This is a genomic window from Spongiivirga sp. MCCC 1A20706 (assembly GCF_046524175.1).
GTDB lineage: Bacteria > Bacteroidota > Bacteroidia > Flavobacteriales > Flavobacteriaceae > Spongiivirga.
The window spans coordinates 78,804-104,656 of sequence record NZ_JBEFZF010000009.1 but is presented as its reverse complement, the minus strand read 5'-3'; the positions used below and the strand labels follow the sequence as shown (position 1 = coordinate 104,656).

Sequence of the window (25,853 nt, the reverse complement as noted above, 5' to 3'; positions counted from 1 at the left end):
ATGATAACATTCGTTTTATTTTAGAAATGGAGATGTGAACTAAAATGCCTTATTTTTGAAAAAGGAAATTATGAAACATCTTATGGTTAGGTTTTTATTAGCAGGGGCATTGTTTTTATGCGGTTTGAATTTGAATAGTCAATCTTCGGAAGCGCCATTTGAAAACCCGAAATTAGTGGTGGGAATTGTGGTAGATCAAATGCGCTATGATTATCTAACGCGGTTTTGGAATCGGTATGGTGATGGCGGATTTAAGCGTATGGTAAATGAGGGCTTTAACTGTAAAAACAATCACTTTAATTATATACCCACTTATACTGGTCCGGGCCATGCCTCAGTGCATACCGGTACCACCCCAAGTGTTCATGGAGTAATTAGCAACAACTTTTTTGATAAACGCAAAAAGAAAATGGTGTATTGTGCCGGTGATGACCGGTATGAAAGTGTAGGCTCAAAAACGGATGCAGGAAAAATGTCCCCGCACAGAATGTTAACCACTACAGTAGCCGATCAAAATAGACTACATACCCAAATGCGTGGTAAAACTATCGGGGTTGCAATAAAAGATAGAGGCTCTATACTGCCTGCCGGGCATTCAGCAAATGCAGCTTATTGGTTTGTAGGCGGCGACGAAGGGAATTGGATCACGAGTACATTTTATATGGATGAATTACCCAACTGGGTAAAACAATACAACAAGAAAAAAAGCCTGAAAAAATACCTGAAAGACTGGGAATTACTCTATGATATTAATACCTATGAAGCAAGTGGGCTTGATAATAATAAGTTTGAAGGTGTAGTGAAAGGAAAAGATACTCCCGTTTTTCCGTATGGTCTTAAAAAGTTAAGTAAGAAAAATGACGGATATAGTATTTTAAGAACAACTGCTTATGGTAACAGTATGACCACTGATTTTGCACTCGAAGCCTTAACTCAAGAAGCGCTTGGTGTCGATGACATTACCGATTTTTTGGTTGTTAGCTTTTCAAGCACTGATTATGTTGGACACCAGTTTGGGGTAAATTCTGTTGAAATCGAAGATACCTATTTACGACTAGACAAAGATATTGAACGAATACTGAATCAACTCGACGAACAAGTGGGTAAAGGAAAGTACACAGTTTTCTTAACCGCAGATCATGGCGCAGTACATGTACCTTCTTATTTGCAATCTGTTAAAATCCCTGCTGGTTATTATGATTGGAGATCCTTGAAATCAGACATGGAAATGTTTTTAAAAGCGGAGTTTGGTTCAGAAAAGTTGTTGCTGAATATGAGCAATGCACAACTTTTTCTAGACCATCAATTAATTAAGGAAATGGGTCTTGATGTGGAGGATATTCAAGAAGCCTTGGTAGCTAAAATTTTAGAATATGACTACATGCATAATGCTTATTCTGCGGAGACCTTGCTTGAAGTTAATTTTACCGAAGGTCTTGAGGTTGCTTTAAAAAATGGATATAGCCAAATGCGATCAGGCGACGTTATTTATGTACTTAACCCCGGGGTTATTTCGTACTCAATGACAGGATCGACGCACGGTAGCGGAATGAAATACGATACTCATGTGCCATTACTGTTTTTTGGTCAAGGTATCAACCAAGGAAGTACTACCGAAAAAACGAATATTACCGATATTGCACCCACGATTTCAGCATTATTAGGCATTGCGTTTCCTAATGGTGCGACCGGACAGCCTATTTCTAAGGTGATTGATTAGTTATGTGGTTTTAGTTTTCAGCTAAAAATTTGTGTACAAAACTTATGGCCATGGCACCTTCGCCAACGGCCGAGGCAACACGATTCATTGCTCCACTTCTTACATCACCAGCCGCAAAGATACCGGGAATGCTGGTTTCTAGTAAGTAAGGGTCTTTTTCTTGTTTCCATATTTTTTGACCTTCTTGATGGTCTAAAACAGCTCTGCCGGTTAGTAAAAAACCTTTTTCATCCTTTAATAACGATGTTCCCGTCCAAGCTGTATAAGGTTTAGCGCCAATAAAAATAAACATGGCCGTGGCTTCCTTAGTTTCTTTCGAATTAGTTTTATTATTTAGCAACACCACCTTTTCTAAATGCCCATTACCGCAGGCTTCAATTATTTCGGTGTAACTTAATAATGTTATATTATCCGTATTGTCAATTTGGTCAATAAGATATTGCGACATCGTATCTTGTAATGATTCTTTTCTTATTACAATAAAAACATTTGTAGCGAATTTTGATAAATACATGGCTCCTTGCCCAGCACTATTCCCCCCACCAACAATATAAACTTCTCCATTTTTACAGGAGTGGGCTTCTGTAGTGGCAGCGCCATAATAAATACCTGCGCCAGATAATTCTTCAACCCCGGTGTTGTTCAGTTTTCTATAATCAACCCCTGTGGTAATAACAAGTGCCTTGCTTTTTAAAGAGGTCCCATTTGACAATGTAATTACTTTGTAATTGTCCTTTACCATAATGTCAACAACTTCCTGAGGAGATAAAAACTCAATTCCGAATCGTGTGGCTTGCGTAATCGCCCTGCGGGCTAAGTCTTGACCACTAAGTCCATTTGGGAAACCAAGATAATTTTCAATTCTTGAACTTGTCCCTGCTTGTCCTCCTGGGGCTTTTCTATCTATTAATAAGGTCCTTAACCCTTCTGATCCTCCGTAGACTGCAGCCGCCAATCCAGCGGGACCAGCCCCAATAATTATAACGTCATACAACTCTTCAGTCGCATGAATATTAAGTCCTAATTTTTCTCCTATTGTAGTTAAATCCGGATTTTGAAGAAAACTCCCATCTTCAAAAAAGACCGTTGGCAATTCTTTATCACTTAGGTTATTGTTTTTTGCAAGTAGCTGGGCTTCTTCATTATTTTCAATATTTAAAAATTGATAGGGAAAAAGATTTCCTGCTAGAAAGTCTTTTATAGCATGTGTTTTTGGTGAAAATTGATAGCCAACAATGCGCAACCCACTGAAATTAGGTGAAAAAGAGGCGAGCCAGTCGTCTAAAATATCATCAATTACCGGGTATAGTTTTTCTTCCGGGGGATTCCATGGTTTAAGCAAGTAATAATCCAGTTGAATATCGTTTATTGCTTTTATTGCTGCATCAGTATCTGAATACGCTGTTAAAAGAACTCGCTTTGCTCTTGGAAAAACTTGAAGTGCCTTTTCAAGAAATTCCACACCAAGCATTTCAGGCATTCGTTGATCAGAAATAAAAAGTGCTACTTCGGAACCTTGATTCTTTAACTCAGTAATCGCATCAATTGCTTCAGTTGCTGAGGTTGTTGCAAGAATTCTGTAGTCATTTTTATAGCGATTTCTTAAATCGGCTTTTAACGCTTTTAGTACTTGTACATCATCATCTAGAGATACGATGAGCGGTTTTTTTGTTTGTTGGTTCATAGCGTTTATTCAATTGGCAAACATATTTCGAAAGTAGTGTTCCCGGCGGTCGAGTCTACATTTATTTCTCCTTTGTGTTGTTTAATTACTTTCAGCACAATATCTAAACCTAGACCTGTTCCTTTTCCAATTTCTTTGGTGGTATAGAAAGGTTCAAAAATATGAGAAATAATATCATCAGGAATTCCATGACCGTTGTCATTTACTACTACTTTCACGTAGTTTTTGTCATGTTTTGTGCTTATCTTTAGGATGCCGCCCTTGTTAGGAAGCGCGTCTATTGCATTATCAATAATGTTGGTCCATACCTGATTTAACTCTCCCGGTAATCCTTTAATATTTGGCAAGGATTCATCAAAATCTGTAAGTACTTGATGCCCTTTTTTTGATAATTTATGATCAAGAATAGTCAAGGTATCTTCAATTCCGTCGTGTATATTAAAAAGTTGAGTGTCTAGATTCCTATCCATGTACGAATAACTTTTTATCGACTTAATTAATTTTTCGATTCTCGCTGAAGCTTCCTTAATATCAGTGACCGTTTTCTGAGTGGTCATATTTTGAATTATCCATTTTAAAATGGGGTTAAAATCCTCTTCTCGTAAGAAAGATTTTACATATTCTAAATCAGTGACGCTCAAGTTATACTCCACCAAAAGTGGGATCAGATCGTATTGATCGCTCAAATTGCAATCAGAAAACCAATCCTCTAAATTGTCCTCAAGTTCATTTTTAGCTAGCAGCGATAGGTTATTTGATTTTTGCTCAAGTTTTTGATACATAAAATCGTTAATCTTATCGGTCATTTCCGGGGTGATATCAATCTGTATGACCGCTTTAAAATCTTCTGGAAGCGTGGTTAAGTGGTTTTGTAATAGTGAGGCACTTCTTACAATCGCCGATGCCGGATTGTTCAATTCATGTGCGAGTCCAGCGGATATTTTACCCAAAGCAATTAGTTTCTCATTCTGTACCTGCATTTGAGTAATAGATCGGATGCGGTTATTCATTTCATGCACGAGGACTTCTGTCAATTCATAATGCTTTTTAATCATTTCTGTTATTAAATGACGGCTAAGCTTCGCAACTTTTGCACTGGTTTTTGCAATGGCGTATCCGGTGGCGGTGGTTGCTCTAGAAAATGGAAGAAGACCGCTAATATCGTATTGATCTAATCTGCCAAAAGTCTTTTTGCTTTTATTTTCCTGTTGGTATAATTCAAAGGAGCCTTCAATAATGAGTAATAAGTTATCTATCGGGCTGCCTTTTTCAAATAAGAATTCATCGACCTCAAGTACTTCAATTTTTATATGCTCTGCGAGCCATTGTAATTGTTCAGCAGGAATGTTTTTTAAGGTAGGAAATTGGTTTAGGATGATAAGATTTTGGTTTGACATAATTCATTTTTTCCAATTTAAAGGTACTTATTTCCATTTGCTTTTCTGTTGATATTATTAGTAACTTAACAACACAATAGTTTAACGTTATGGATCTAAGAAAAGAATACAAAAAAGAAGATTTGACTGTCATTTGGAAACCAAAACGCTGCACGCATTCAGGTGTTTGTGTCAAGACTCTTCCTGAGGTATACAAGCCAGCAGAAAAACCTTGGATTACCCTAGAAAATGCTACCGCTGACCAAATAAAAGCACAGGTTAGTAAATGTCCGTCTGGTGCTTTAACCTATTATTTGTTAGAGGATATTGAAAATAATAGTATAGCTAACGATATGCCAATTGTTGATAACAAGGACCAAAAACGTTTTGAATTAAAGGTAAACGGTCAACTTGCCATTATGGAATATATTGATGCGAAAGACAGTTTTTATTTGACCCATACCGAGGTGCCAAAGGAATTAGAAGGCAAGGGCATTGCATCAGCAATGGTACGACAAGTATTGCAAATTGTAAAGGAAAAACAAAAACCACTTGCCCCTTTATGTCCCTTCGTTGCGATGTACATAAAACGGCATCCTGAATGGCTTGATATTGTTTCTGAACGTTACAACCTAGGCTAAAGAAGTTGTCTAGATTGATTATGTATTTTTATCAATTTGTAATTACCTCGATATCGGTAAAGTATAATTGCAATTCTCGATCTGGAGAGTAATGACTTGTTGCTATAGTTAAACCATTAAAATCTTCATTTTTCTCCCAAGTGGTTATCATACTGGGTTCAGCAGCATTACTTTTTCTAAACACCCATTCTTTTATTAAGTAGTCTTTATCATAGAAAAAGTCATAGGCATCACCGGGGGTATACCCACCTTCTGAGGGATACGTAATAGTTAGTTTGCCAAGCATTTCTCCTCCTATTGGAGATTGAATACTATCCTGATTAGTAATGGTAGCCGTTCGATCCCAGATTAATTGAAATGGTGCTAACAACCAATATTTATCGTTGATAAAACGCTGATCGGAGACCATATCCGCCTCGGTTAAATTCTTGGTATTGAAACGAACTTCACCTTCTTCTGTCTTCACCGTAACATCTGCTGTTTTTGGTTTCCAAGACCAAGCACGCTCGTAGTGATTATCTGGTCTGTCCACATTAAATGTAAAGCGAATTTCATTTACTTTATGCCAGTTTTTAATACCATAAGCATCTGCTATTTTTTCTTGAACGCTTCGGTCATCGACAGAAGTTTCTGTAACTGCTTCCTCTTTCTTATTCGATTTACAGCCTGTAAATAAAGTGATACTTAATAAAATGATCGCTATTTTTTTCATCGTAATGGTTTCTTTTTGAGAGGATAAAAATAAGAATTTAACGACGTTTCAACGAATAGCGTAGTAGTTGAATATTGTTTATTTTTATAGGGTAAAATACGATTGTACATAATGAAAGAAAAAAAGAATAAAATACAAGATCTTATAGATCAAAGAATGCTCGAAGAACGAAAGGTGTTTTTGTGGGGAATGGTCGATGATAAATCAGCGAAACATGTGATAGAGCGTTTAATGTATTTAGATAGTATTAGTAACGACGAAATTCAACTGTATATTAATAGTCCTGGTGGTTATGTCACCTCTGGTTTTGCGATGTACGATACCGTTAAAAGTTTAAAAAGCCCGGTATCTACTATTTGTACAGGTTTGGCTGCTTCCATGGGATCTATTATGTTATCCGTGGGTAAAAAGGGAAGAAGATTTATTCAGCCACATGCAAAGGTGATGATTCACCAACCTAGTGGAGGTGCTCAGGGGCAGGCGTCGAATATCGAGATTCAGGCAAAAGAAATTATTAAAACAAAAGAACTTAGCGCTAGATTATTAGCGGATAATTGTGGGCAGTCTTTCGAGAAAGTGATGAAAGATTTTAACCGTGATTACTGGATGGATGCGCAGGAATCTGTTGACTATGGCATTGTCGATGGGATTTTAGAATAATTGAATAAATAATATAAAAAGGCTTCCAAATAAGGGAGCCTTTCTTTTTTAATAAAGTGTATGTTACGAAGTATAGTTTCAATTTGCCTCTTCCTTGTTTTATCAGGTGTTCAGGCACAAAAAGTTAATCTTAAAAAGCTCGATAAGTACATTGAAAACGCGGTCGAACAATGGGGCGTTCCTGGCTTAAGTGTTGCAATTGTTAAAGATGGTGAGATCGTTTTTGAAAAGGGATATGGGGTCAAAGAGCTGGGAAAACCTGACAAAAATGATGAGCATACGTTGTACGCCATAGCCAGTAATACAAAGGCCTTTACCAGTGCTATGATTGCACAATTGGTAGAAGAGGGTGAAATTCAATGGGATGATCCGGTTCAGCAGTATATCCCATATTTTGAGGTATACGATCCTACTATCTCAGGAATGATTACGATAAGAGATTTGCTGAGCCATCGTGTAGGATTGGGAACTTTTCACGGGGATACTGGATGGTATCGCAGTGATTTTACATCAGAAGAAATTATAAAAAACATTAAACATGTAAAAAAGTCTTATCCGTTTCGAAGCGGATATGGATATTCCAATTTAATGTTTATTACAGCAGGTAAGGTTATTGAGGAAGTTACTGGTAAAAGTTGGGCTGAAAATGTACAAGAGCGTATTCTTGACCCTGTTGGTATGACAAGAACAGTTCCTAGTGTGTCGATGTTAGCCCAAAAAGGAAATTATGCAACCCCACATAAATATCGAGATGGAAAGCACTCTGTTACACCCTGGGTTTCATGGGATAATGTACAGGCAACTGGTGGACTGCTGTCAAGTGTTCATGATATGGGATTATGGATAGCAGCAAACCTGAACCATGGGATAATTGAGAAAGACACTTTATTCAGCAAAACAAGTAGAAACCAAATGTGGCGGCCGCATACAACGATGACTAGGAATCATGTTGGTAAAAACGATTTTGGTAACCGATGGGCGGGATATGGCCTTGGTTGGTTTTTGGGTGACTACCAAGGTAAATATATGGTACGACATGGTGGAGGATACGACGGAATGATTTCTACGGTTAATTTACTTCCAGATCTCAACCTCGGTGTCGTAGTACTGACCAATGGCGTTAAGGTGCCAACAAGTGCAATTGCATACTATGTATTTGACCGATACTTAGGTAGAAAAGAAAAAGATTGGTCTAATTTTTTTAAAGTCAACAGTGATCGGTATTATGCAAGTGATACCAGAATTTCTGATCTTAAGGCTAAAAGAGTGGAAGAAACGAAACCTTCATTAACAACGGAAGCTATTTCTGGTACCTATATGCCAAAGGGCCATGGACCCATCAAAGTATATGAAAAAAATGGAGCGATAATACTCGATTTTACTAGGGCGCAAGACCTTAAAGCAAGGTTGGAGCACTGGCATTATGATACCTATAAAATAATATGGGAAAAAGATCAGCCTTGGTTTTCATTCGGCACCGTACAGTTTACCACAGATAACAATCATCAGGTGAAAGGTATAAAATTTGAGGTGCCTAACGATGATTTCTTTTTTGAGGAGTTGAATGCTACTAAAAAATAGGCGTCCGGAATTGTTGACAATAAAAAGGCTTCCAAACCTGGAAGCCTTTTCACTTTGTAAGCATCTAACTGTATTATTGTACAGTCAATGTATTATCAGTTGAAGTTGGGTTTAGTGGACAGAAGTACACATATTCACCCTTCGCCAATTTTGTTGCTTTTGATGTTTGTGTCTTACCGTCTTTTACCACTTCCGTTACATAAGCAGTTTTAATGTGGTTTTCTGGTTTAGAAATATCTTGACCTTTTTTAACCAGAACAAATCCTACGTCATGACCTACTCCGTTATTTGAAATTTCAAATACATAGGTACCTGCATTAACAGTAATTTGTTTTTGAGTGAACTCACCTTTGGTCTGTTCAAGTGCTATAGTTTTAGTTGCAGCTTCTTTCATCATTTTTTCTTGAGCGTTTGCTGAAAATGCTACTGCGAATACTAATACGAATACTGAGATTACTTTTTTCATAATTTCTTTTCCCGCGTTAGCGGAAACCTTTTGTTTAAATGTTAATAATTGAATTTATATTAATGGTTATACTAATGCTGTTTCTAATGCTGGAGCAGCAGGAAAATCTACTGGGATTTGCGTTGTGCTATGTAAATAGTTTGAAATAGTTTTATCACCTACTAAAACAATGGTATCTACTAAATTTTCTTTATTATAACCAGCGTCGAAGAAGTTATTTACTACTGATTCATCTGCTCGTCCTCTATTTTCGGTAATGTTTTTTGCTAAAGCAGCTAATGCGTTTGTTTTGGTATCAAATGATGCGCTACCGGTTCTAATTTCAAGAATTTGCTCGTCATTAAATCCGTTCATTTTCCCTATTGCAGTATGGGCTGCTAAACAATATTCACAATTGTTTACTTGACTAACAGCTAAGTTTACAACTTCTTTTTCTTTAGCGCTCAACGAAGTTTTTGCTCCTGAAAGTGCTAAATAATTACCCAATGCATTTTCTGAGTGGGCATAGGTAGCATATAAATTTGGAACGAATCCAAGTTTGCTTTTTAAATTGTCAAAAATTGCTTGGTTGTTACTACTTACTTCTTCTCTAGTTGGTACATTAAATGTGCTCATAATTTTATTTTTTTGTTTTCCCTTTTAAAAGGAGTTTATGGTTTGTGATTTCTAATTTCTTAGGCAAATGTCGGATGTAGTTCCGTGCGATACGATGAACAATTTTCCTTAGTGCGTGTCAATTTTTCCTAAACAATGTTTTCTTTAGTGATAAATGGTTTTTCAGCCTCACAATAGAAATCATGATGACTTTTTAACTCACAATGAGATTTAGGAGAAATAGTATTGATGATTTTTTTATTTCCTTTTCTGAATATTTCTATCAGATTAAATATTGACTTGTTCATATTTTCCTTTCTTCTTTTAAATTGATTAAATCAACTTGATGATTAATACACTGCAAAGATGTGGTCAAATGGAGTTTAATAAAATGAAGGTATTTCCTTAGTGCATGTCAATTTTTCCCGCATGCTTACTTTGAGACATATTTGTACCTTTAAGTTCGATGATAACACGTACCACAGAACGTTTTTTAGTCTGGCTTTTCGGTTGGATGGGACGACTTTTTAGAAACAAGCGAACAAGAAAATATACCTTAGTGCCCCTAATCATAATTGTTATAGGATTTCTACTGCCGCAAAAAATGATCATTCCTGTTAAAGGAGCGACAACAGCTGACTGGGATGACAATTCATTCTGGGCATATCCCTGGGGGAGTTCTATCACCCATAAAGGGATCGACATTTTTAAGGAGAAAGGTACCGATGTTGTCTCATCTACCTACGGAATAGTGATTTACACCTATGAAGGTGGTAAAGGAGGGAAGAGTGTAATGGTATTAGGGCCCAAATGGCGTTTTCATTATTACGCACATTTAAATGAGATAGATGCATTTCCCTTACAACCGGTAAAGTCTGGAACAAAGTTAGGAACAGTTGGCAATACCGGCAACGCCGTCAATACACCATCGCATTTGCATTATGCAATTACCACACCTTTTCCGTATTGGTGGCTTCGTGATCCTGATGCCATACAAGGTTATCGAAAAATGTTTTACTTAGATCCTGATACATGGCTAAGAAAGTGATTACTTTTATACCTTAGATGTCAATCAATACCTTCAATCGTGAAAAAATACATTCTAGTACTTATCTGCCTAGTATTGACGACAAGTACTTTTTCTCAAGATGCAAAGAATACAGATCCTGATATAAAAGCTGTTCAACAATTAGTGCAGAATATATTTGATGATATCTGGTCAGCAAAAAAAGTTGAGACTATTTCAAAATACCACACTAAAGATTTCATTTTACTAGAACATGGAGAGGTTTGGACAAACGATACAATTGCTGATTGGTGTGCTCGCGCTGCTAAACGGGATCAAGGGGTAGAACGTATCAATAGTTTTGATTTTTTTAAGACAGAAAAAACAGCTGATCGAATTTGGATGGCATATCATAATTATGCCACTTTTAAAAGTGACCAAGGCGAAAGTAAAGGTCAATGGTTAGAAAGTGTAATTGCGATAAAAACTAAGAACGGCTGGAAATTACAGATGATGCACTCCACCCGACTACCTCGTAAAAGATAGGTGAAAGAAATAAATAGCGCTACAACACTAATTACATTAGGCGTGGTAGCGCTTTTATTGGATTTTTTATAGTTCTGAAATCAGTTTTTTGCTAAATCTTATAAAGTCATTGTTTTTGGCTTCTTCAGACAGTTTTAATGAACGTTTAGCCGCTACTAATGCATCTTTCTGTTTACCCAAGTCTCTTAAAATGAGTGCTTCTCTATAGACCATAAAAAACTGTGCATTTTCGTTTTTGGTGGCTTTTTGAATATAAGTCAAGGCTCTTGGTAGTTCAATCTTGTTTTCATGTAAGTACAAGGCTGCATTAAAGTTTTCAAAAATACTAGGACCTGCCATCGCGCGATCTATATTTTTAAGAACCTGAGTTTTCGTGTCAATTTGTATGGGGATTTGAACACTGGTGCGATCCCAGCTTATTTCCAAATTAGCCGTATCCATGCTAATGTTTTGAATAGCGTACTCTAATGATTCAACAGACGTATTTAATTTTTTTGTTGCGACCTCTAATGTGGCTAGTGGCTTTTTCTCAACATAAGAAGACCAATTAGGGCTTTCATATTTATAGATAAATATCTTCCATGAGGTCTTGCCTGGTTTAGTTAGAATGGTATAATCTCCTTTTGATAAATCTGCTTTGCCAAAAGAGAGGTCACCATTAAAACTAATTTTGGTGGCTGCATTGGCGCCAGTGCGCCAAAATTCCCCATACTGTACGATTCCATCTGGACCGAATATGGATCTCCCTTTTACCGCTGGTCGGGAGTAGTTAATTTCAATATCTGTTAAGCCCACTGTTTGCTTTACAGTTGATCCCGGGCTTAAAGCTGGGGTTCGTAATTGACCGTTTACTGAAAGTGTTCCAAAAATAAGCGATGCTATTATTGCGTATATGATTGATTTCATGATGTTATTTTTTGATTATTAAAATATTCTGATGGAGATACCCCCATTAGTTTTTTAAATGATTTATTAAACGTTGTTTTTGAATTAAATCCCGCCTCTTGAGCAAGTCCGTAAAACGTAAGATGCTGTGCCTTTTCCGTTCTGGCAAGTGCTACAAATTCTTTTATGCGATAATAGTTGACATATTCGAAAAAGTTCATGCCAATATTTTCATTTAGTAAACGTGCTAGCTCTGGGTTACTGGTGCCCAGCATATCAGCCAGTTCTGCTTTTAGTAATCTGTTATTTAAATACGGTTTCTTTTCCTCCATAAGCTGATCTAGCTGTTTTTTCATAGCATCGAGATCAGCGTTAGAAAGTTTGGATTGAGCATATTTTTGTATGGTTTCTAACTGTTGTATTCTATATACTTCGGGAGAAATCATGCCATAATAGGTTATAAAAAGAACAACAAAGGCCATTGCCATCCAAATGGATGGACGGGCATCACGTTCAATCATATCATAGCCAAATAAACTAATTATGTATAGTGTGAGCCAAATCAGAAATCCGATTCCCATAATAACATGAAGGTATTTGAAGAAGTTGGTTTTTATAGTGTAAGAAAGCTCATTTTTAATTTGCCTTTTAAAGTCCAACAAGACCTTCAGGCTCATTCCCCAATAGGTGATATTAACTACTAATCCAACCGCGTGGCAAGCCCAAATAGCCCGTTTAAGCTCTCCTGTTTGAATTCGGTTAGAGATTACAACATCATTTGCAAGTACAAAATAGATCAATATAAAAAGCATATATCCAATGCTTGGTACATAATGTAGTAAGTCGTTTGTTTTGAGTTTTCTGTTTTGTAAAGATGACCTCGTGAATAGATACAACGTGGTGCCAAAAAGCATAGCGGCCCATTCTGAAAGCGAATTCAAACGCCAATTTCCACCAAATACCCCAGCAGCATAGAGCACTCTTCCGCTTAACCCAAGAAATAAAGTAATGATCAGAATGGCTAAAAACGCATTGATGTTTCTTCTGTTTTTTTTGGAGAATAAGAAAACACCCAATAATAAAAGACATTGGAAAAATGCGAAATATACCAGCTGATTGAATAGGGTTTGCATAGAACTATTTAAGTGGTCAAATTAGCTAATTCAAGACAAATTGGTGCGTGTTTTTTATACTCTTTAACACGGATTTCTCAGTATTTTTTTGGAAATTTTCAAAGGCATCCTGACTTTCCCATTGGGTAATGATCGTAACCGTAGGATCATATTCGTAACCCTTGGGTGTTTTTCCATTTTGCAGCACAAGAATTTGTGTTCCTCCATAATTAGTAATATTCGATTTCTGACCTTTTAAAAACGTATCCATGTTTTTATTCTTACTCCAATAAGAGGTTACCACATTGTACTTATTTCGGTCGATGGTAAATGTCGTCTTTGATGGCATTTCGTAATAGGCAAGTACAAAATGTTTGAAAATAGCTTTGCGTTGTTCATGAAAATCAGGCACAGCAGGAACTATAGCATCTAAAAAATCTTCTCTTTTTTTAAGAGAATCCCATTTCCCGAATATGAAAGTATTGGCTTTGCCGCTTCCTTTAATGGTTTTTTTAATTTTAAAACCGGGCATCGGTTGGTAAGAGTGTTTATTGGCCACAGGGAATGCCGTTTTTTTATACCTATCGAATAAAGCGTCAATACCAGGATTGTTTGCCAGCAGTAAAATGTCGAGTACTTCACCTTTGTCAAAGCTCAGTGTATATTGCTTTTTTTGGGCTGCTAATTGAAACGTACCTGCAAAAATTAAAAGTAGAATAACTGTTGTTCTTAATTTGATGTTCATTATTTGATCTTGTTTGTGATTACTGGTTACGAATGTATATAGCAGCCTTTACCTAGAAAAGAGAAGTAATCTAAGATGGGTTCGTATACAGTATGTGTACGTTAGCATACGGTAATAATCAGCTTCCAAAATAATTTTACTAAAACAACTTGCGTAACCAAATGATTACATATATATTTGTAACCGAACAGTTACATGATTATGAGAAGAGATGTTTTTCAGGCCATCGCTGATCCTGTTAGAAGAGACATTATTGAGTTGTTGAGTAAAGACTTTCTCACAGTAAATGAGGTTGCGGAAAATTTTGAAATAAGTAGACCTGCAGTTTCTAAACACCTTAAGATACTAAATGAATGTGGCGTGATTCATATTGAGAAAGCCGGTAGAGAACGCATTTGCAAGATTTCGCCTAAAGAGCTGATGACTGTAGCTGATTGGTTGGAGCGATACAGAAAATTATGGGATGGTAAACTAGACAATTTTGAAAATTATTTACAAGAACTTAAACATAAAAATCGATAAATGATGGATTATAAAAATGCACCTTCTAACTGTGTGCTAACGATTGAGCGAATTTTTGACGCACCTGTTGATTTGGTATGGGAGGCTTGGACTCAGCCTGAACATATTGCTAATTGGTGGGCACCCGGACCGATGACACTTGATATTAAAACATTTGATTTTGAAGTTAACGGTAATTGGGAATATAGCATGATGATGGATAACGGAAATGAGTTTATTGCCAAAGGAACTTACCTTGAAATTAATCCGAAAAATCTGATTGTTACTACTGCTAGTTTTTTACCAATGACTGCTGGCGTGATACTGGTAGCCGAATTTAAGGCATCGGGTGATACAACTGAATTTGTATTTAAGGTAGTTCATCCGACTCCTGAGTATGCAAAACAACAGCTGGATATGGGTGCTATGAATGGTTGGGGCGGCGTATTTGAAGGCTTAAGTAAGTACTTGATTCAAATAGCATAACTCATAAAGCGTTATTTAAACTGTACTGGTTTTGGGAGTGGTACGTAGGTGTCGTCTCCCTTGACCTTTGGCCACTTCCTATTTTTCCAATTAGTTTTGGCTTCTTCTATTTTTTCTTTTGAATGTGACACGAAGTTCCAGAAAATATGACGTTCTTCCGGAAAAGGTTCGCCACCAAAAATCAACAAATGAGTATTAGCTTTAATGATTAGATCACATACATCTTCTGTCTTACTAATGAGCATATTGCCTGCATCAATCACATCTCCGCAAGCTGTGATACTTCCTGAAACAATACAGATTCCGATTTCACCCTTTAATTGCCCGGCTGCAGAAAAATTGTATTCTTCTTTAGTTTTAATTTCCAGCATGAATAGGGGAGAGTGCACTGGAACTGGCGATTCTTCACCAAATCCGGTCCCTGCTATTAACTTAAACTGGGTATTTTGATCCGTCCAACTTGGGATTTTTGATGCCTCAAAATGGTGGAATTCAGGATTGATGTCTTCTAATTCTTTAGGAAGCGCTACCCAGATCTGGTAGCCATGCAATGAGGTTTCCTGACCTTTTCTCAATTTCTCGGGTGTACGCTCGGTATGTGCGCATCCTTTTCCCGCGACCATCCAATTAACAGATCCTGGGCGAATAACTTGAGAGGTGCCAATGCTATCGTTATGGTGAATCTCTCCGTCAAGTAAGTATGTCAATGTGGCCAACCCAATATGTGGATGTTGGTCAACATCTAAAAATCTTCCATTCCCAATTTTAGACGGACCCATATGATCAATAAACGAAAATGGGCCTACCATTCTTTTTTTACGAAACGGTATAAGACGACCTACTAAAAAATTACCAATATCACGGCTGCGTTCTTCAACTATTAGTTTATTATAAGACACTTTAGCTTTGTTATATGCATAAAGATACAACATACTAAAATTGAAAGGAGCTAGTTTTCTATTTAGCTGCTCTTACAGCTGTCGGACTTTGTCCAGTATGTTTTTTAAAAAGCCTGCTTAAATGTGAAGCGTCTTCAAAGCCTAAGTCGTATGCTATTTGTTTAGCACTCTTATCGGTATAATATAAAAGGCGTTTGGTTTCTAATATAATGCGGTCATGGATTATTTGTAGGGGTGAGCGCCCGTATTTTGAAAAACTGTTTGATAGCGTCTTAGGTGATTTAAACAACAAGTCTGCATAGAATTTAACAGAATGTTCTTTTCTAAAATGATCTTCGACTAGTACGTTGAATTGGCGTAATAAATCCGATTTGTCAGTTTCTGGAAGTTGATGATCTTGCTTATATAGTCGGGTTGTTTTGATAATAAACCTGGTGGTGAGCATGCGTAGCATTTCTGCTTGAATATTGTCTTCCGTTTCTAGTTCATCCAGAAAAATATCATGTAAAACGTTAAATTTTTTTACTTCCTTTTCGCTCAATTCGATAACGGGTTTATGTTGGTTGCCATAAAAAAGCACTCCGACACAGCTTACTTCCTTGTCATGATCTTTAATGCAATAAAATTCACGATTAAACTGATATACCAGAATATCTTCTACATCTACTGTTTTTAGAAAATGATTTGGGGTAAGTGATAAAATACTATTGGGAGGTATGGTCGTGGCAACATCATCAATATTAACGGTTGCCGGTTTTTCTTTTGTTCTAATAAAAGTAAAAAGGGGTAATTTCTTACTTTCTTTAAATTGATTTAGTAGTGATTCGTTACCAAGTTTAAATATAGCTCCGGTAGTAAATTGGTTAAATTCTTTTATCATGTAGGTTTTGTCTGTTTTTTAGGAAGTCCTTACATAGGTATATGAGGTAAAGATTGAAACTTGTTTGAGAACTATTATGGGAAAGAAAGATTCAATAAAAAAGCCCCTTACTAGAGCAAGAGGCCGGTGAGAATATATAGACGCATATAGCGGATTGGATATCTTATATACGTATAGACGAATAACTTTAGATTTTATTACAGCGTAAGCAGTGTTAAACTTGTCTTAAAACAAAAAATCCCGCTTGGAGAGCGGGATTGGTAGATATTGTGTTAACAACAATATTAGATTTTGCTGAATATCTTTTCCATTTTTTCTCGCTCTTCATTAGCAAGATTAGGATCAACTAGAATACGACCACTGTGTTCGTCCGTAATGATTTTTTTTCTGGCAGCAATTTCCATTTGCACTTGTGGTGGAATAGTAAAGTAAGATCCTCCGCTTGCACCTCTTTCAATTGGTACAACCGCAAGCCCATTTTTAACACTACCGCGAATACGTTTGTATGCATTTACCAAACGATCTTCGATTTGCTTTTCATATTCTTCAGACTTTGCAATAAGGGCTTGTTCTTCTTTTTCAGTTTCCTTTAAAATATCATCAAGCTCTGATTTTTTGTGCTTAAGATGCGTTTGGCGCTCAGTAAGTTTTTCTTTTGTTTCAGCAATTACTTCTTTTTTCTGTTCAATTTGGGCCTTGAATTCTTTAATGTGCTTCTCCGCTAATTGAATTTCTAATTCTTGGAATTCTACTTCTTTTGAAAGCGAGTTGAATTCGCGATTGTTACGAACATTTTTTTGTTGCTCGTTATATTTCTTTATTAGCGTTTTGGCTTCTTCAATCATGATCTTTTTTCCTTTGATGTTGTCATCAATTTGAGAAAGATCATCGTTTAGCTTTTCCATTCTAGTATTTAGCCCCGCTACTTCATCTTCTAAATCTTCTACTTCTAAAGGAAGCTCTCCTCGAACATTTCTTATTTCATCTACACGAGAATCGATTAACTGTAAATCAAACAGTGCACGTAATTTCTCTTCAACAGTAACTTCTTTTTTTGCCATACTCTAAAAATACTTGACCGGATTGGTATTTTGCTTTGATATTAAGATGTTGCCTTCCGCTAAGGCAGGTGCAAAATTAGCAATTTTTTTGGTAAGATGCTCAGCTAAAATGGTTTTTGTAAATTGTTCACTTTCGTAATGCCCTACATCCACCAAAAGTATATCGTTTTCAGCTTGGTAAAAATCATGGTATTTTAAATCTGCTGTTATAAATGCCTGTGCACCGGCACGTTTTGCATTAGCAATGGCAAAACTACCAGACCCGCCCAAAACAGCAACTTTCGAAATAGGTTTTTCTAACAAGTCAGAGTGACGTATGCAACCCGTGGGCAGCGATTTTTTTACATGGGTTAGGAAATCTTTTTCAGAAAGTTCGTTGCTTAAAGAGCCTATCATGCCCATGCCAATATGTTGGTTGGTGTTTTCCAGTGTGGTAATCTCGTATGCAACTTCTTCGTATGGATGTACTTTAAGTAATGTTTTTATAACAACAGATTGCAAGTGTTTATGAAAAGTAATTCCCAACTGAATTTCATCTTCATATTGTGTGGTTCCTTTTTCTCCTTTTGTGGGATTTGAATATTCATTACCATTAAAGGTGCCAATACCCTGCACGGTAAAGCTGCATTCATTATAATTACCAATGCCTCCTGCGCCTACCTTAAATAATGCGTCTCTAACTTCGGTAATCTTTGAGACGGGTACATACGTAAGCAATTTTTTTATGGTATTTTTCTGAGGAATGAGTATTTGCCTTTTCTCTAAACCCAAGGCATTGCAGATAGCCGCATTTACCCCTTCAAAAGCATTGTCTAAAGCGGTATGGATGGCATAAATAGCGATATCATACTTAATAGCTTTGATAACTACGCGTTCTACATAGTTATTGCCATTAAACTTTTTAATCCCTTTAAAAATAATTGGGTGAAAGCAAACTATGAGATTGCAATTATCGTTAATGGCTTCATCAACCACATTTTCAAGCGCGTCGTGTGCGATGAGAATACCTGCTACCTTAGTATCTGGGTAACCGACTAATAATCCTACATTGTCAAAATCTTCAGCATAAGGCAACGGTGCCCAAGTTTCAATCAGTGTGGTAACCTCTTTAATGGTCATTGTGTGTAATTTTTTATAAAGATAAAAATAGTATAATTTCGTCCTTATGCGGCTGCTCAGAAATTTACTCCTTCCTTTTGTTCCACTATATTACCTAATTACTTGGTCTAGAAATAGATTATATGACTGGAGAATTTTAAAAAGTACTGAGTTTGCCACCCCTACTATTGTTGTTGGTAATTTAAGCGTAGGAGGTACTGGTAAATCGCCCATGGTAGAATATATGATTAGACTTTTGAAAGATGATATGCATCTAGCTACGTTGAGTAGGGGATACAAACGATCAACCTCTGGATATCGTCTTGCTAATGAAAATGATTCTGCAAAAACAATTGGCGATGAGCCTTTCCAATTTTATTCGAAGTTTAATGATATTTTGGTCGCAGTAGATGCAGATCGTGTAAACGGAATAAAACAACTATTGAGCAATCACAATAAGCCCGGTTTAATTATTTTGGATGATGCATTTCAACATCGAAAAGTAAAAGGGGGATTGAATGTGCTGTTAACCTCATACGGTGATTTATACAGTAATGATATTTTGTTGCCTACCGGCAGTTTGCGTGAGCCGAGGAGTGGTGCCAAAAGAGCTGATGTAGTTGTTGTGACTAAATGCCCAGATAGGCTTAAAGATAGTGAGCGTTCAGCGATTAAAAAGTCGCTCCGTTTAAGCAGTTCTCAGCCTTTGGTTTTTAGTAAGATTGTTTACGACTCGCAACTATTGAACAACCACCAAGAATCTTTTAAATTATCAAATTTGCGGGAGAAAAAAGTTGTATTAGTGACAGGTATTGCAAATCCAGAACCTTTGGTGAAGTATATAGAAGATCAGAATGTCATACTAGAAAAGCATTTAGCATATCCTGATCATCATGATTTTTCGGAGAATGAACTAAAACAGCTGAAAAGGCTTGAAAAGGATTATTTCTTGTTGACTACAGAAAAAGATTTTGTTCGCTTAAAGGATGAAATTTCTTCTCTCCATTACATTTCAATACGAACAGAGTTTTTGGCTGAAGATGGTAAGGTTTTCGATACTGTAATTAAAAAATACTTAGAAGAGGTTAGGAAACATCTTTGATTAAAAATGTATTGACACTACGATAAAAATCCTCAGGCTTAAAGGGCTTGCTGATAACATCACTAAAGCCCACTTCCATAAATTCCTCCATGTTTTCGTCAATTGCAACAGCGGTAAGCGCTATGATAGGAAGCTCTTTATTAAATTCCCGAACTTTGGTAGTAGCCTCGACACCCCCCATTCCTGGCATGTGAATGTCCATTAATACTAATTCATAGTGATTAGATTTAATCAGGTCTACAGCTTCAAAACCATTGTTGGCAATATCACAAGTCATTCCTTTCTTGGTGATCATTTTCTTCGTTATTACCTGATTAATTTTGTTGTCTTCGACCAACAAAATATGCATTCCCTGATAGTTTTCGTTATCTACTGCTGACGGATCGGTGACTGAATCGAAATCAATTTTTGGTGTTTCTTTTGACTTCTTTTTAGATTTTTTGAATTTAATACTGAAAGAGAATGTGCTGCCTTTTCCAAGCTCACTCTCAAGGTTGATTGAACTATTTACTAATTCGAGTAGACTTTTAACAATGGATAATCCTAGTCCGGTACCTCCGTATTTTCGATTAATTTGCTTAGAACCTTGTGAGAAACTTTCAAAAATGGTCTTTTGTTTTTCTTCCGAGATTCCTATTCCGTCATCTTTTACTTCAAAGTAAATAGTTTGCGACCGTTTGCCTTCTTCTAGAAATTTAAGATTGACCTGTACTTCACCGTCTTTAATAAACTTTAGGGCATTTCCAACAAGATTGATAAGTACTTGAGAAAGTTTTATCTTATCACCAACAACATATTCTGGAATGGCGTCATCGACATTAATACGTATGCTGTTATTATTCTGAGTAGATGTTTGCGCCATACTATCACTTACCTCCTTTACGACCTCACGAAGATTGATGTCTTCATTATAAACAGTAAGCTTTTGAGCTTCCATTTTATTAAGTTGTAAAATATCGTTGATTAAGGCAAGTAAATAATCACCAGAAAATTTCAATGACTTTAAATACTCTTTCTGATGTTCTTTTGGGTCTTCTTCCATCAATAGCCTAGTCAATCCCGTAACTGCATACAATGGGGTGCGTAGTTCGTGACTAACGGTTGATAAAAAATTGGCTTTTGCCTTCAGCGCTGCTTCTGCTTCATCCTTCGCGAGTACTAGTTCACTATTTTTCTTTAGAAGGAGTTTATTAGTTTTAATTTTAATAACGTTATTTCTGTATAGAGAAATGGTAAGCAACGAGATAATAATAAGTAATGCAGAACTTAATATGATGGTCATGTTCTGTCTGGTTGCTGTTTCCTTGTTTTTTTCGATCTCCTCTTTTAGACTTTTATTTTCAGTATCTGCTAAATCAAGGGCAGAGCGATTGGAGGCCCTTCCTACTGCCAATGCTTTTTCAATTGTTAAAATGGAGTCTTTTAAAGAAAATTGCTTTTCTAGAAAATAATTGGCATCGACTAGGTTGTTTTGCTTTTTAGCAATTTTACTTAAAAGCTTATACGATTCAATTTTGATAAAAGGGAAATCAGCATCTCGGCTAGCCATTGTAAGTGCTTCCTTTACATTTTTTTCAGCCTCTTCTGTCTTGTTCAACTCATAATAGGCATTAGCCATATCAGCAAGAGCGCATGCAGTAAGAAAATCAGCTTCATAAGCGTCATTAATGGGGATCGCATTTTTAAGAGTTTGAATGGCTTCATCATACTCTTTTCTAACTAAGTAGTAGTGACCGCTAGTCAACTTGATAGCGCTAGAATATTCTGCTAAATCTTCGTTTTGAGTGATTAGACTGGCAGCATCTTCAATGTAATTATCAGCCTGTTCAAAATCGCCAATTTTTAGGTAGTATTCAGCCCAAAGACGATCATTTACCACAAGATTTTTTTTATCTCTTATCTCAAGAAGCATATCGGATGCAATTTGAAGTAAGCTGGGTACCTTATTGAGATTCTCGTCGTAAGTAAGGTATAGTGATGCGTAAAGATTGTAGCATATAGCGAGCCCTAGTTGATCATTTGTGCGTTCGGCAAGCTCCTTGGCTTCATCAATTGCACGAAAAGAGTCACTGTCATATGACTGATTTTTAAGGTTATAGGCTTTTTTAATCAGTATATTAACACTATCGGAAACTGTTTTTTCTTGACCTAGTCCAAGGTTGTAGGAGAAAAGAAACAGGAGAACAAAGAATTTTATTACAAAAGCCCGCATTTGCATTATAATAATCGTCTAATATAATTATTTCTTTGAAACTAAATTGATTAAATCGACAATTCTAGACGAATAGCCCATCTCATTATCATACCATCCAATAATCTTTATCATAGAACCTATGGAGGAAGTCATACCAGCATCAAAAACACAAGAATGCGTATTTCCTACTACATCAATAGAGACAATAGGGTCTTCAGTGTAGCTTAAAATCCCCTGATATTGTTGTTCAGATGCCTTTTTAAATGTTCTGTTTATTGTATGGATACTTGCTGGTCTTTTAACGTTAAATGTAATATCGGTTAAGGAGCCATCTGGAACCGGAACACGAATACCACAACCTCCTATTACGTTAGATAATTTTGGAAAAATTGAAGTCAACGCTTTGGCTGCTCCCGTAGTAGTGGGTACGATCGATTGTCCTGCAGCTCTAGCTCTTCTTAGATCTCGGTGAGGTTGGTCATGCAAACTTTGGTCAGTTGTATATGAATGTACAGTCGTAATATAAGCTTGTTCTATACCACATAACTCATCAATAATCTTAATCATTGGTGCGGCATTATTCGTGGTGCAAGATGCATTGGAAATAATGGTTTCTTCCCCAGTTAAAATATCATCATTAACCCCAAGTACAACCATTTTAATGCTACTATCAGTAGGTGGAACTGATAAAATCACTTTTTTCGCGCCATTTGATACGTGATATTGTAGCTGATTTCTAGTCTTGAATTTACCTGTACACTCAATAACAATATCGACATTGAAAGCTGACCAGTCCAGGTCATTAATATTAGGTTCATTAAGTAGTGGAAACAGTTGCTTATCTACCTTTATTGCACTTTTTTCAAAGGAAACCCCTTTGTTTAATATACCATGTATACTGTCGTATTTTAATAAATGCGATAGTGTTTTGACATCAGCTAGATCGTTTATTACTACCACTTCTATATGTTGCTCTTCTAGCAAAAGTCTAAAAAGGGTGCGCCCAATTCTACCAAAACCGTTAATAGCAACTCTTATAGTATTACTCATGCTGTATTGTGCAATGCTGGTGTAAGATTATAGAATGTGTTTTTGTGCTTTGTAAGAAGATCTTACCAAAGCACCACTTTCTACATGTCTGAAACCAAGATCTAGTCCGATTTCTTTATATTTTTCAAACTGTGTAGGTACTATAAATTGTTTTACAGGGAGGTGTTTCTTTGTTGGTTGTAAATATTGTCCGATGGTTACCACATCAACATTAGCATCTCTCAAATCGTGCAATGTCTGTATCACTTCTGCTTCTTCTTCCCCAAGACCCAACATAATTCCTGACTTGGTGCGGTTTACACCTTGATCTTTTAAATATCTCAACACATCAAGACTACGATCGTACTTTGCTTGAATACGTACCTCGCGGGTTAATCTACGAACGGTTTCCATATTATGAGAAACTACTTCGGGAGCAACCTCAACAATACGATCAATATTACGTTCTACTCCTTGAAAATCTGGTATTAATGTTTCAAGTGTGGTTTCAGGATTCATTCGGCGAATTGCCTTTACTGTTTCTGCCCACATAATCGACCCCATGTCTTTTATGTCATCACGATCGACCGATGTAATAACAGCATGTTTTATATTCATGATCTTTATAGAACGTGCTACTTTTTCAGGCTCATCCCAATCAACAGATTCCGGTCTTCCTGTTTTAACTCCGCAAAAACCACATGAGCGCGTGCAAATATTACCAAGAATCATAAAGGTAGCCGTTCCTTCTCCCCAGCATTCCCCCATATTTGGGCAACTACCAGAGGTGCAAATAGTATGTAACTTATACTTGTCCACTAGTCCTCGAAGCTCAGTATACTTTTTCCCGGTAGGAAGTTTTACCCGTAGCCATTTCGGTTTTCCTTTTGGTGGCGCAACACTTTGAAGTGTATCAGTACTCATAGATCAATTTTTGTTTTACAAAGATACGAAACAGTGATTGAAGTGAAACACAAGATCATCGTTATGAATTTGTGGTCAGGTAAAACAAGTAGAATAACTTGTGCATTAGATAATAGTAATATACCAAATACTAAATCCTAATAAAAAGACTATTCCCAAATAACTAATGATTTTGATTACTATTGAAGGACGCCATTCTTTAGGAGTGTGTTTGCCACTAATTAATACAAAATTGACAATAGCATAAAAGGGTGCTGTTATAAAGGAAAGAATGGTAGCAATTTTAACCAGCATTCCCATTTCCGATAGGAAAAACGCTAGAATGACACTAGTACCGCCAGCTAAAACTAAAATCCATACAAGATAGCCAGACTTTATAGTTTTATTTTGAAATAATTCAATGGATTTGTTCATTGCTCTAGGCGAGGCATCTAAAGTTGTTAGTGTGGTGCTGAACATTGTTGTCAGTGCAGCAATTGCAATAATAATATATAAGGTATCACCAAGGCTATTGGTGTATAAATTGATAAGTTGACCTGCAAAAACTGCACCCTGATTCGAAAAAGTTTCCCCGCTACCAAACATCACCAATGCGCCAAGAGATACAAAGGCGATTCCTAAAATAACGGTCGTGATGTAACCAAGGTTAAAATCGAAAAGCGCGTTTTTTGGAGAAAAATCTGTGGTTTCTTTCTTTTTTTCTACCGCCCAAAGTGAATGCCAAATTGAAATATCTAAAGGCGCGGGCATCCATCCCATAAATGCGATTAAGAATATAATTCCTGCTTCTGTAGTTGGGAAACTTTGAGCTAGCGAAATTGGCTTTTCTGATCTGAAAATTGCGGCGAAAACAGCAATTAAAGTGCTTATTGTAAGAATAATAATGATTACTTTAATCGCTTTGTCGAGTAATTGGTATTTCCCGATTAACAAAATGAGTAGACATATAAAGGTGATGATAATGCTCCATATTACAATATCACCCATGCCGAATAGTTGTGTTGCAATCCCTGCAGTAACGATGGTAACGGCAGTTTGTATGGTAAACATCGTTGCTAATGTGAGTATGGTATATAACAGTAAAACTCCTTTGCCAAGTTTTTTGTACCCGTCAAGCAAACTTTCACCCGTCGCCATGGCATATCGGGGACCAAACTGAAAAAATGGATATTTGAATAGGTTTACTAGTAGTAACGCCCAAATTAGACCAAAACCAAAATCGGCACCGGCCCTGGTGGATTGTACTAAATGAGAAACACCTATGGCAGCACCAGCAAACAACAAGCCCGGCCCCAGTTTTTTTAGCTGCTTAACCATTTTGATAGTTATTAATTATTTCAGCTAGTAATTTTTTAGCTCGCAATAGTTTAACCTTGACATTATTCATAGGCTCATTTAAAATTTGAGCTATCTCTTTATAACTGCGTTCTTGAAAATAGCGTAGGTTAATGATTTGTTGATATGCCGGTTTCAGTTGTTTTATAAATTGGAGTAGTTGCGCTAGGTTTTGTTCCGTGATTAATTTATCTTCTGGGGTAGGTGAGCCATCAACAACTTCAAGTGCTTTCTGTTCTTGTTCTTCCGTGGTAGCAATATTGATCGATGCATTCTGCTTGCGCATTAAATCGATATGAATGTTTTTCGAAATGGTAATAAGCCAAGTCTCAAATTTGTAGCGCTCATCAAAAGTATCGATGCGATCAAAGGCTTTTGAGAATGTCCTAATGGTAACATCCTCGGCGTCATTTTCATTTTTAATTCGTTTTAATTGAAAATTGTAAACGCTATTCCAGAAAGTGTCTAAAAGAAAATTAAAGGCAATCTGATCACCTTTTTTTGCGTCTGTAATTGCTTGAGCTACTTTCAACGGATTTTTATTGACCTAAGTATTTGGTTAAAGATAACTAAATACATGAAATATCATTATAAACAAAAACCCCGAAAAACGGGG

27 protein-coding genes are annotated in these 25,853 nt (G+C 36.5%); 9 read left to right on the top strand and 18 right to left on the bottom strand.

All coding sequences use genetic code 11. From position 1 onward, the window contains the following. The first annotated feature begins 70 nt into the window (after positions 1 to 70). Complete coding sequence (gene pafA / locus ABN763_RS17780; RefSeq protein ID WP_410486849.1) at positions 71 to 1,720, top strand: alkaline phosphatase PafA; 1,650 nt, start codon at positions 71 to 73, stop codon at positions 1,718 to 1,720. A gap of 10 nt (positions 1,721 to 1,730) precedes the next feature. Here the strand turns inward: pafA and ABN763_RS17775 are convergent, their stop codons facing one another. Both ABN763_RS17775 and ABN763_RS17770 read right to left on the bottom strand, forming a co-directional pair. Further along, positions 1,731 to 3,404, bottom strand: a complete 1,674-nt coding sequence (locus tag ABN763_RS17775) for an FAD-dependent oxidoreductase (RefSeq protein ID WP_410486848.1) — start codon at positions 3,402 to 3,404, stop codon at positions 1,731 to 1,733. Positions 3,405 to 3,409: 5 nt separating this feature from the next. After that, positions 3,410 to 4,801, bottom strand: coding sequence for an ATP-binding protein (locus tag ABN763_RS17770; RefSeq protein WP_410486847.1), 1,392 nt, complete (start codon positions 4,799 to 4,801; stop codon positions 3,410 to 3,412). Between the two features lie 89 nt (positions 4,802 to 4,890). On the opposite strand from ABN763_RS17770, the gene ABN763_RS17765 reads away from it, so the two are divergent. After that, a complete protein-coding gene (locus ABN763_RS17765; RefSeq protein WP_410486846.1) occupies positions 4,891 to 5,421 on the top strand; it encodes an N-acetyltransferase in 531 nt (176 codons plus the stop codon). A gap of 31 nt (positions 5,422 to 5,452) precedes the next feature. On the opposite strand, the gene ABN763_RS17760 is transcribed toward ABN763_RS17765, so the two are convergent. Next, positions 5,453 to 6,133, bottom strand: a complete 681-nt coding sequence (locus tag ABN763_RS17760; RefSeq protein WP_410486845.1) for a hypothetical protein — start codon at positions 6,131 to 6,133, stop codon at positions 5,453 to 5,455. A gap of 111 nt (positions 6,134 to 6,244) precedes the next feature. On the opposite strand from ABN763_RS17760, the gene ABN763_RS17755 reads away from it, so the two are divergent. Beyond that, positions 6,245 to 6,793, top strand: a complete 549-nt coding sequence (locus tag ABN763_RS17755; protein ID WP_410486844.1) for a ClpP family protease — start codon at positions 6,245 to 6,247, stop codon at positions 6,791 to 6,793. A gap of 60 nt (positions 6,794 to 6,853) precedes the next feature. Beyond that, positions 6,854 to 8,374 carry a serine hydrolase gene (locus tag ABN763_RS17750; RefSeq protein ID WP_410486843.1) on the top strand — a complete coding sequence of 507 codons (1,521 nt, stop codon included), beginning with the start codon at positions 6,854 to 6,856 and terminating at the stop codon, positions 8,372 to 8,374. A 73-nt stretch (positions 8,375 to 8,447) separates the two neighbouring features. On the opposite strand, the gene ABN763_RS17745 is transcribed toward ABN763_RS17750, so the two are convergent. From ABN763_RS17745 to ABN763_RS17735, 3 genes are all read right to left on the bottom strand, one after another. Beyond that, positions 8,448 to 8,840 carry a cupredoxin domain-containing protein gene (locus ABN763_RS17745; RefSeq protein WP_410486842.1) on the bottom strand — a complete coding sequence of 131 codons (393 nt, stop codon included), beginning with the start codon at positions 8,838 to 8,840 and terminating at the stop codon, positions 8,448 to 8,450. 66 nt (positions 8,841 to 8,906) lie between these two features. Then, on the bottom strand, positions 8,907 to 9,455 hold the full coding sequence (locus tag ABN763_RS17740) for a carboxymuconolactone decarboxylase family protein (RefSeq protein ID WP_410486841.1): 549 nt from the start codon (positions 9,453 to 9,455) through the stop codon (positions 8,907 to 8,909). Between the two features lie 128 nt (positions 9,456 to 9,583). Continuing rightward, positions 9,584 to 9,742 (bottom strand): hypothetical protein, encoded by a 159-nt coding sequence (locus tag ABN763_RS17735; RefSeq protein ID WP_410486840.1) that lies wholly within the window; start codon positions 9,740 to 9,742, stop codon positions 9,584 to 9,586. Between the two features lie 158 nt (positions 9,743 to 9,900). On the opposite strand from ABN763_RS17735, the gene ABN763_RS17730 reads away from it, so the two are divergent. Beyond that, positions 9,901 to 10,482 (top strand): M23 family metallopeptidase, encoded by a 582-nt coding sequence (locus tag ABN763_RS17730; RefSeq protein WP_410486839.1) that lies wholly within the window; start codon positions 9,901 to 9,903, stop codon positions 10,480 to 10,482. 39 nt (positions 10,483 to 10,521) lie between these two features. Next, positions 10,522 to 10,986 (top strand): nuclear transport factor 2 family protein, encoded by a 465-nt coding sequence (locus ABN763_RS17725; protein WP_410486838.1) that lies wholly within the window; start codon positions 10,522 to 10,524, stop codon positions 10,984 to 10,986. Between the two features lie 66 nt (positions 10,987 to 11,052). Here ABN763_RS17725 and ABN763_RS17720 read toward each other — a convergent pair whose 3' ends face one another. The 3 genes from ABN763_RS17720 to ABN763_RS17710 are packed head-to-tail and all read right to left on the bottom strand — an operon-like array spanning position 11,053 to position 13,728. Then, on the bottom strand, positions 11,053 to 11,892 hold the full coding sequence (locus ABN763_RS17720; protein WP_410486837.1) for a DUF2911 domain-containing protein: 840 nt from the start codon (positions 11,890 to 11,892) through the stop codon (positions 11,053 to 11,055). Next, on the bottom strand, positions 11,889 to 13,004 hold the full coding sequence (locus ABN763_RS17715; RefSeq protein ID WP_410486836.1) for a helix-turn-helix domain-containing protein: 1,116 nt from the start codon (positions 13,002 to 13,004) through the stop codon (positions 11,889 to 11,891). The genes ABN763_RS17720 and ABN763_RS17715 overlap by 4 nt, the downstream gene beginning before the upstream one ends. A 25-nt stretch (positions 13,005 to 13,029) precedes the next feature. Continuing rightward, positions 13,030 to 13,728, bottom strand: a complete 699-nt coding sequence (locus ABN763_RS17710; RefSeq protein WP_410486835.1) for a hypothetical protein — start codon at positions 13,726 to 13,728, stop codon at positions 13,030 to 13,032. A 201-nt stretch (positions 13,729 to 13,929) separates the two neighbouring features. On the opposite strand from ABN763_RS17710, the gene ABN763_RS17705 reads away from it, so the two are divergent. Together ABN763_RS17705 and ABN763_RS17700 are read left to right on the top strand one after the other, a co-directional pair. Next, a complete protein-coding gene (locus tag ABN763_RS17705) occupies positions 13,930 to 14,250 on the top strand; it encodes an ArsR/SmtB family transcription factor (RefSeq protein ID WP_410486834.1) in 321 nt (106 codons plus the stop codon). Continuing rightward, on the top strand, positions 14,251 to 14,715 hold the full coding sequence (locus ABN763_RS17700) for an SRPBCC family protein (RefSeq protein WP_410486833.1): 465 nt from the start codon (positions 14,251 to 14,253) through the stop codon (positions 14,713 to 14,715). An 11-nt stretch (positions 14,716 to 14,726) separates the two neighbouring features. Here the strand turns inward: ABN763_RS17700 and ABN763_RS17695 are convergent, their stop codons facing one another. From ABN763_RS17695 to ABN763_RS17680, 4 genes are all read right to left on the bottom strand, one after another. Then, on the bottom strand, positions 14,727 to 15,614 hold the full coding sequence (locus ABN763_RS17695) for a pirin family protein (RefSeq protein WP_410486832.1): 888 nt from the start codon (positions 15,612 to 15,614) through the stop codon (positions 14,727 to 14,729). A 58-nt stretch (positions 15,615 to 15,672) separates the two neighbouring features. Continuing rightward, a complete protein-coding gene (locus ABN763_RS17690; RefSeq protein WP_410486831.1) occupies positions 15,673 to 16,494 on the bottom strand; it encodes a helix-turn-helix domain-containing protein in 822 nt (273 codons plus the stop codon). 284 nt (positions 16,495 to 16,778) lie between these two features. Then, positions 16,779 to 17,555 (bottom strand): zinc ribbon domain-containing protein, encoded by a 777-nt coding sequence (locus tag ABN763_RS17685; RefSeq protein WP_410486830.1) that lies wholly within the window; start codon positions 17,553 to 17,555, stop codon positions 16,779 to 16,781. Positions 17,556 to 17,558: 3 nt separating this feature from the next. After that, positions 17,559 to 18,674 (bottom strand): Nif3-like dinuclear metal center hexameric protein, encoded by a 1,116-nt coding sequence (locus ABN763_RS17680; RefSeq protein WP_410486829.1) that lies wholly within the window; start codon positions 18,672 to 18,674, stop codon positions 17,559 to 17,561. Between the two features lie 46 nt (positions 18,675 to 18,720). Here ABN763_RS17680 and lpxK point away from each other — a divergent pair, with 46 nt between their 5' ends. Further along, on the top strand, positions 18,721 to 19,755 hold the full coding sequence (gene lpxK, locus ABN763_RS17675) for a tetraacyldisaccharide 4'-kinase (RefSeq protein ID WP_410486828.1): 1,035 nt from the start codon (positions 18,721 to 18,723) through the stop codon (positions 19,753 to 19,755). Here the strand turns inward: lpxK and ABN763_RS17670 are convergent. The 5 genes from ABN763_RS17670 to ABN763_RS17650 form a co-directional block, all read right to left on the bottom strand. After that, on the bottom strand, positions 19,739 to 21,967 hold the full coding sequence (locus ABN763_RS17670; protein WP_410486827.1) for an ATP-binding protein: 2,229 nt from the start codon (positions 21,965 to 21,967) through the stop codon (positions 19,739 to 19,741). The genes lpxK and ABN763_RS17670 overlap by 17 nt on opposite strands. Positions 21,968 to 21,994: 27 nt before the next feature. Continuing rightward, complete coding sequence (gene gap / locus ABN763_RS17665) at positions 21,995 to 22,999, bottom strand: type I glyceraldehyde-3-phosphate dehydrogenase (RefSeq protein ID WP_410486826.1); 1,005 nt, start codon at positions 22,997 to 22,999, stop codon at positions 21,995 to 21,997. Between the two features lie 27 nt (positions 23,000 to 23,026). Beyond that, positions 23,027 to 23,902: a lipoyl synthase gene (lipA, locus tag ABN763_RS17660; RefSeq protein ID WP_410486825.1), complete on the bottom strand. Its 876-nt coding sequence runs from the start codon at positions 23,900 to 23,902 to the stop codon at positions 23,027 to 23,029. A 105-nt stretch (positions 23,903 to 24,007) separates the two neighbouring features. Continuing rightward, positions 24,008 to 25,219 (bottom strand): Nramp family divalent metal transporter, encoded by a 1,212-nt coding sequence (locus tag ABN763_RS17655; protein ID WP_410486824.1) that lies wholly within the window; start codon positions 25,217 to 25,219, stop codon positions 24,008 to 24,010. Further along, complete coding sequence (locus ABN763_RS17650) at positions 25,212 to 25,769, bottom strand: RNA polymerase sigma factor (RefSeq protein ID WP_410486823.1); 558 nt, start codon at positions 25,767 to 25,769, stop codon at positions 25,212 to 25,214. Before ABN763_RS17650 ends, ABN763_RS17655 begins: the two co-directional genes overlap by 8 nt. Between the last annotated feature and the right edge of the window lie 84 nt (positions 25,770 to 25,853).

Excerpts from the sequence above, each read along its gene's own strand:
- pafA (WP_410486849.1), top strand. The coding sequence starts at position 71 with ATGAAACATCTTATGGTTAGGTTTTTATTAGCAGGGGCATTGTTTTTA.
- ABN763_RS17775 (WP_410486848.1), bottom strand. The coding sequence starts at position 3,404 with ATGAACCAACAAACAAAAAAACCGCTCATCGTATCTCTAGATGATGAT.
- ABN763_RS17770 (WP_410486847.1), bottom strand. The coding sequence starts at position 4,801 with ATGTCAAACCAAAATCTTATCATCCTAAACCAATTTCCTACCTTAAAA.
- ABN763_RS17765 (WP_410486846.1), top strand. The coding sequence starts at position 4,891 with ATGGATCTAAGAAAAGAATACAAAAAAGAAGATTTGACTGTCATTTGG.
- ABN763_RS17760 (WP_410486845.1), bottom strand. The coding sequence starts at position 6,133 with ATGAAAAAAATAGCGATCATTTTATTAAGTATCACTTTATTTACAGGC.
- ABN763_RS17755 (WP_410486844.1), top strand. The coding sequence starts at position 6,245 with ATGAAAGAAAAAAAGAATAAAATACAAGATCTTATAGATCAAAGAATG.
- ABN763_RS17750 (WP_410486843.1), top strand. The coding sequence starts at position 6,854 with ATGTTACGAAGTATAGTTTCAATTTGCCTCTTCCTTGTTTTATCAGGT.
- ABN763_RS17745 (WP_410486842.1), bottom strand. The coding sequence starts at position 8,840 with ATGAAAAAAGTAATCTCAGTATTCGTATTAGTATTCGCAGTAGCATTT.
- ABN763_RS17740 (WP_410486841.1), bottom strand. The coding sequence starts at position 9,455 with ATGAGCACATTTAATGTACCAACTAGAGAAGAAGTAAGTAGTAACAAC.
- ABN763_RS17735 (WP_410486840.1), bottom strand. The coding sequence starts at position 9,742 with ATGAACAAGTCAATATTTAATCTGATAGAAATATTCAGAAAAGGAAAT.
- ABN763_RS17730 (WP_410486839.1), top strand. The coding sequence starts at position 9,901 with ATGATAACACGTACCACAGAACGTTTTTTAGTCTGGCTTTTCGGTTGG.
- ABN763_RS17720 (WP_410486837.1), bottom strand. The coding sequence starts at position 11,892 with ATGAAATCAATCATATACGCAATAATAGCATCGCTTATTTTTGGAACA.
- ABN763_RS17715 (WP_410486836.1), bottom strand. The coding sequence starts at position 13,004 with ATGCAAACCCTATTCAATCAGCTGGTATATTTCGCATTTTTCCAATGT.
- ABN763_RS17710 (WP_410486835.1), bottom strand. The coding sequence starts at position 13,728 with ATGAACATCAAATTAAGAACAACAGTTATTCTACTTTTAATTTTTGCA.
- ABN763_RS17705 (WP_410486834.1), top strand. The coding sequence starts at position 13,930 with ATGAGAAGAGATGTTTTTCAGGCCATCGCTGATCCTGTTAGAAGAGAC.
- ABN763_RS17700 (WP_410486833.1), top strand. The coding sequence starts at position 14,251 with ATGATGGATTATAAAAATGCACCTTCTAACTGTGTGCTAACGATTGAG.
- ABN763_RS17690 (WP_410486831.1), bottom strand. The coding sequence starts at position 16,494 with ATGATAAAAGAATTTAACCAATTTACTACCGGAGCTATATTTAAACTT.
- ABN763_RS17685 (WP_410486830.1), bottom strand. The coding sequence starts at position 17,555 with ATGGCAAAAAAAGAAGTTACTGTTGAAGAGAAATTACGTGCACTGTTT.
- ABN763_RS17680 (WP_410486829.1), bottom strand. The coding sequence starts at position 18,674 with ATGACCATTAAAGAGGTTACCACACTGATTGAAACTTGGGCACCGTTG.
- lpxK (WP_410486828.1), top strand. The coding sequence starts at position 18,721 with ATGCGGCTGCTCAGAAATTTACTCCTTCCTTTTGTTCCACTATATTAC.
- ABN763_RS17670 (WP_410486827.1), bottom strand. The coding sequence starts at position 21,967 with ATGCGGGCTTTTGTAATAAAATTCTTTGTTCTCCTGTTTCTTTTCTCC.
- gap (WP_410486826.1), bottom strand. The coding sequence starts at position 22,999 with ATGAGTAATACTATAAGAGTTGCTATTAACGGTTTTGGTAGAATTGGG.
- lipA (WP_410486825.1), bottom strand. The coding sequence starts at position 23,902 with ATGAGTACTGATACACTTCAAAGTGTTGCGCCACCAAAAGGAAAACCG.
- ABN763_RS17655 (WP_410486824.1), bottom strand. The coding sequence starts at position 25,219 with ATGGTTAAGCAGCTAAAAAAACTGGGGCCGGGCTTGTTGTTTGCTGGT.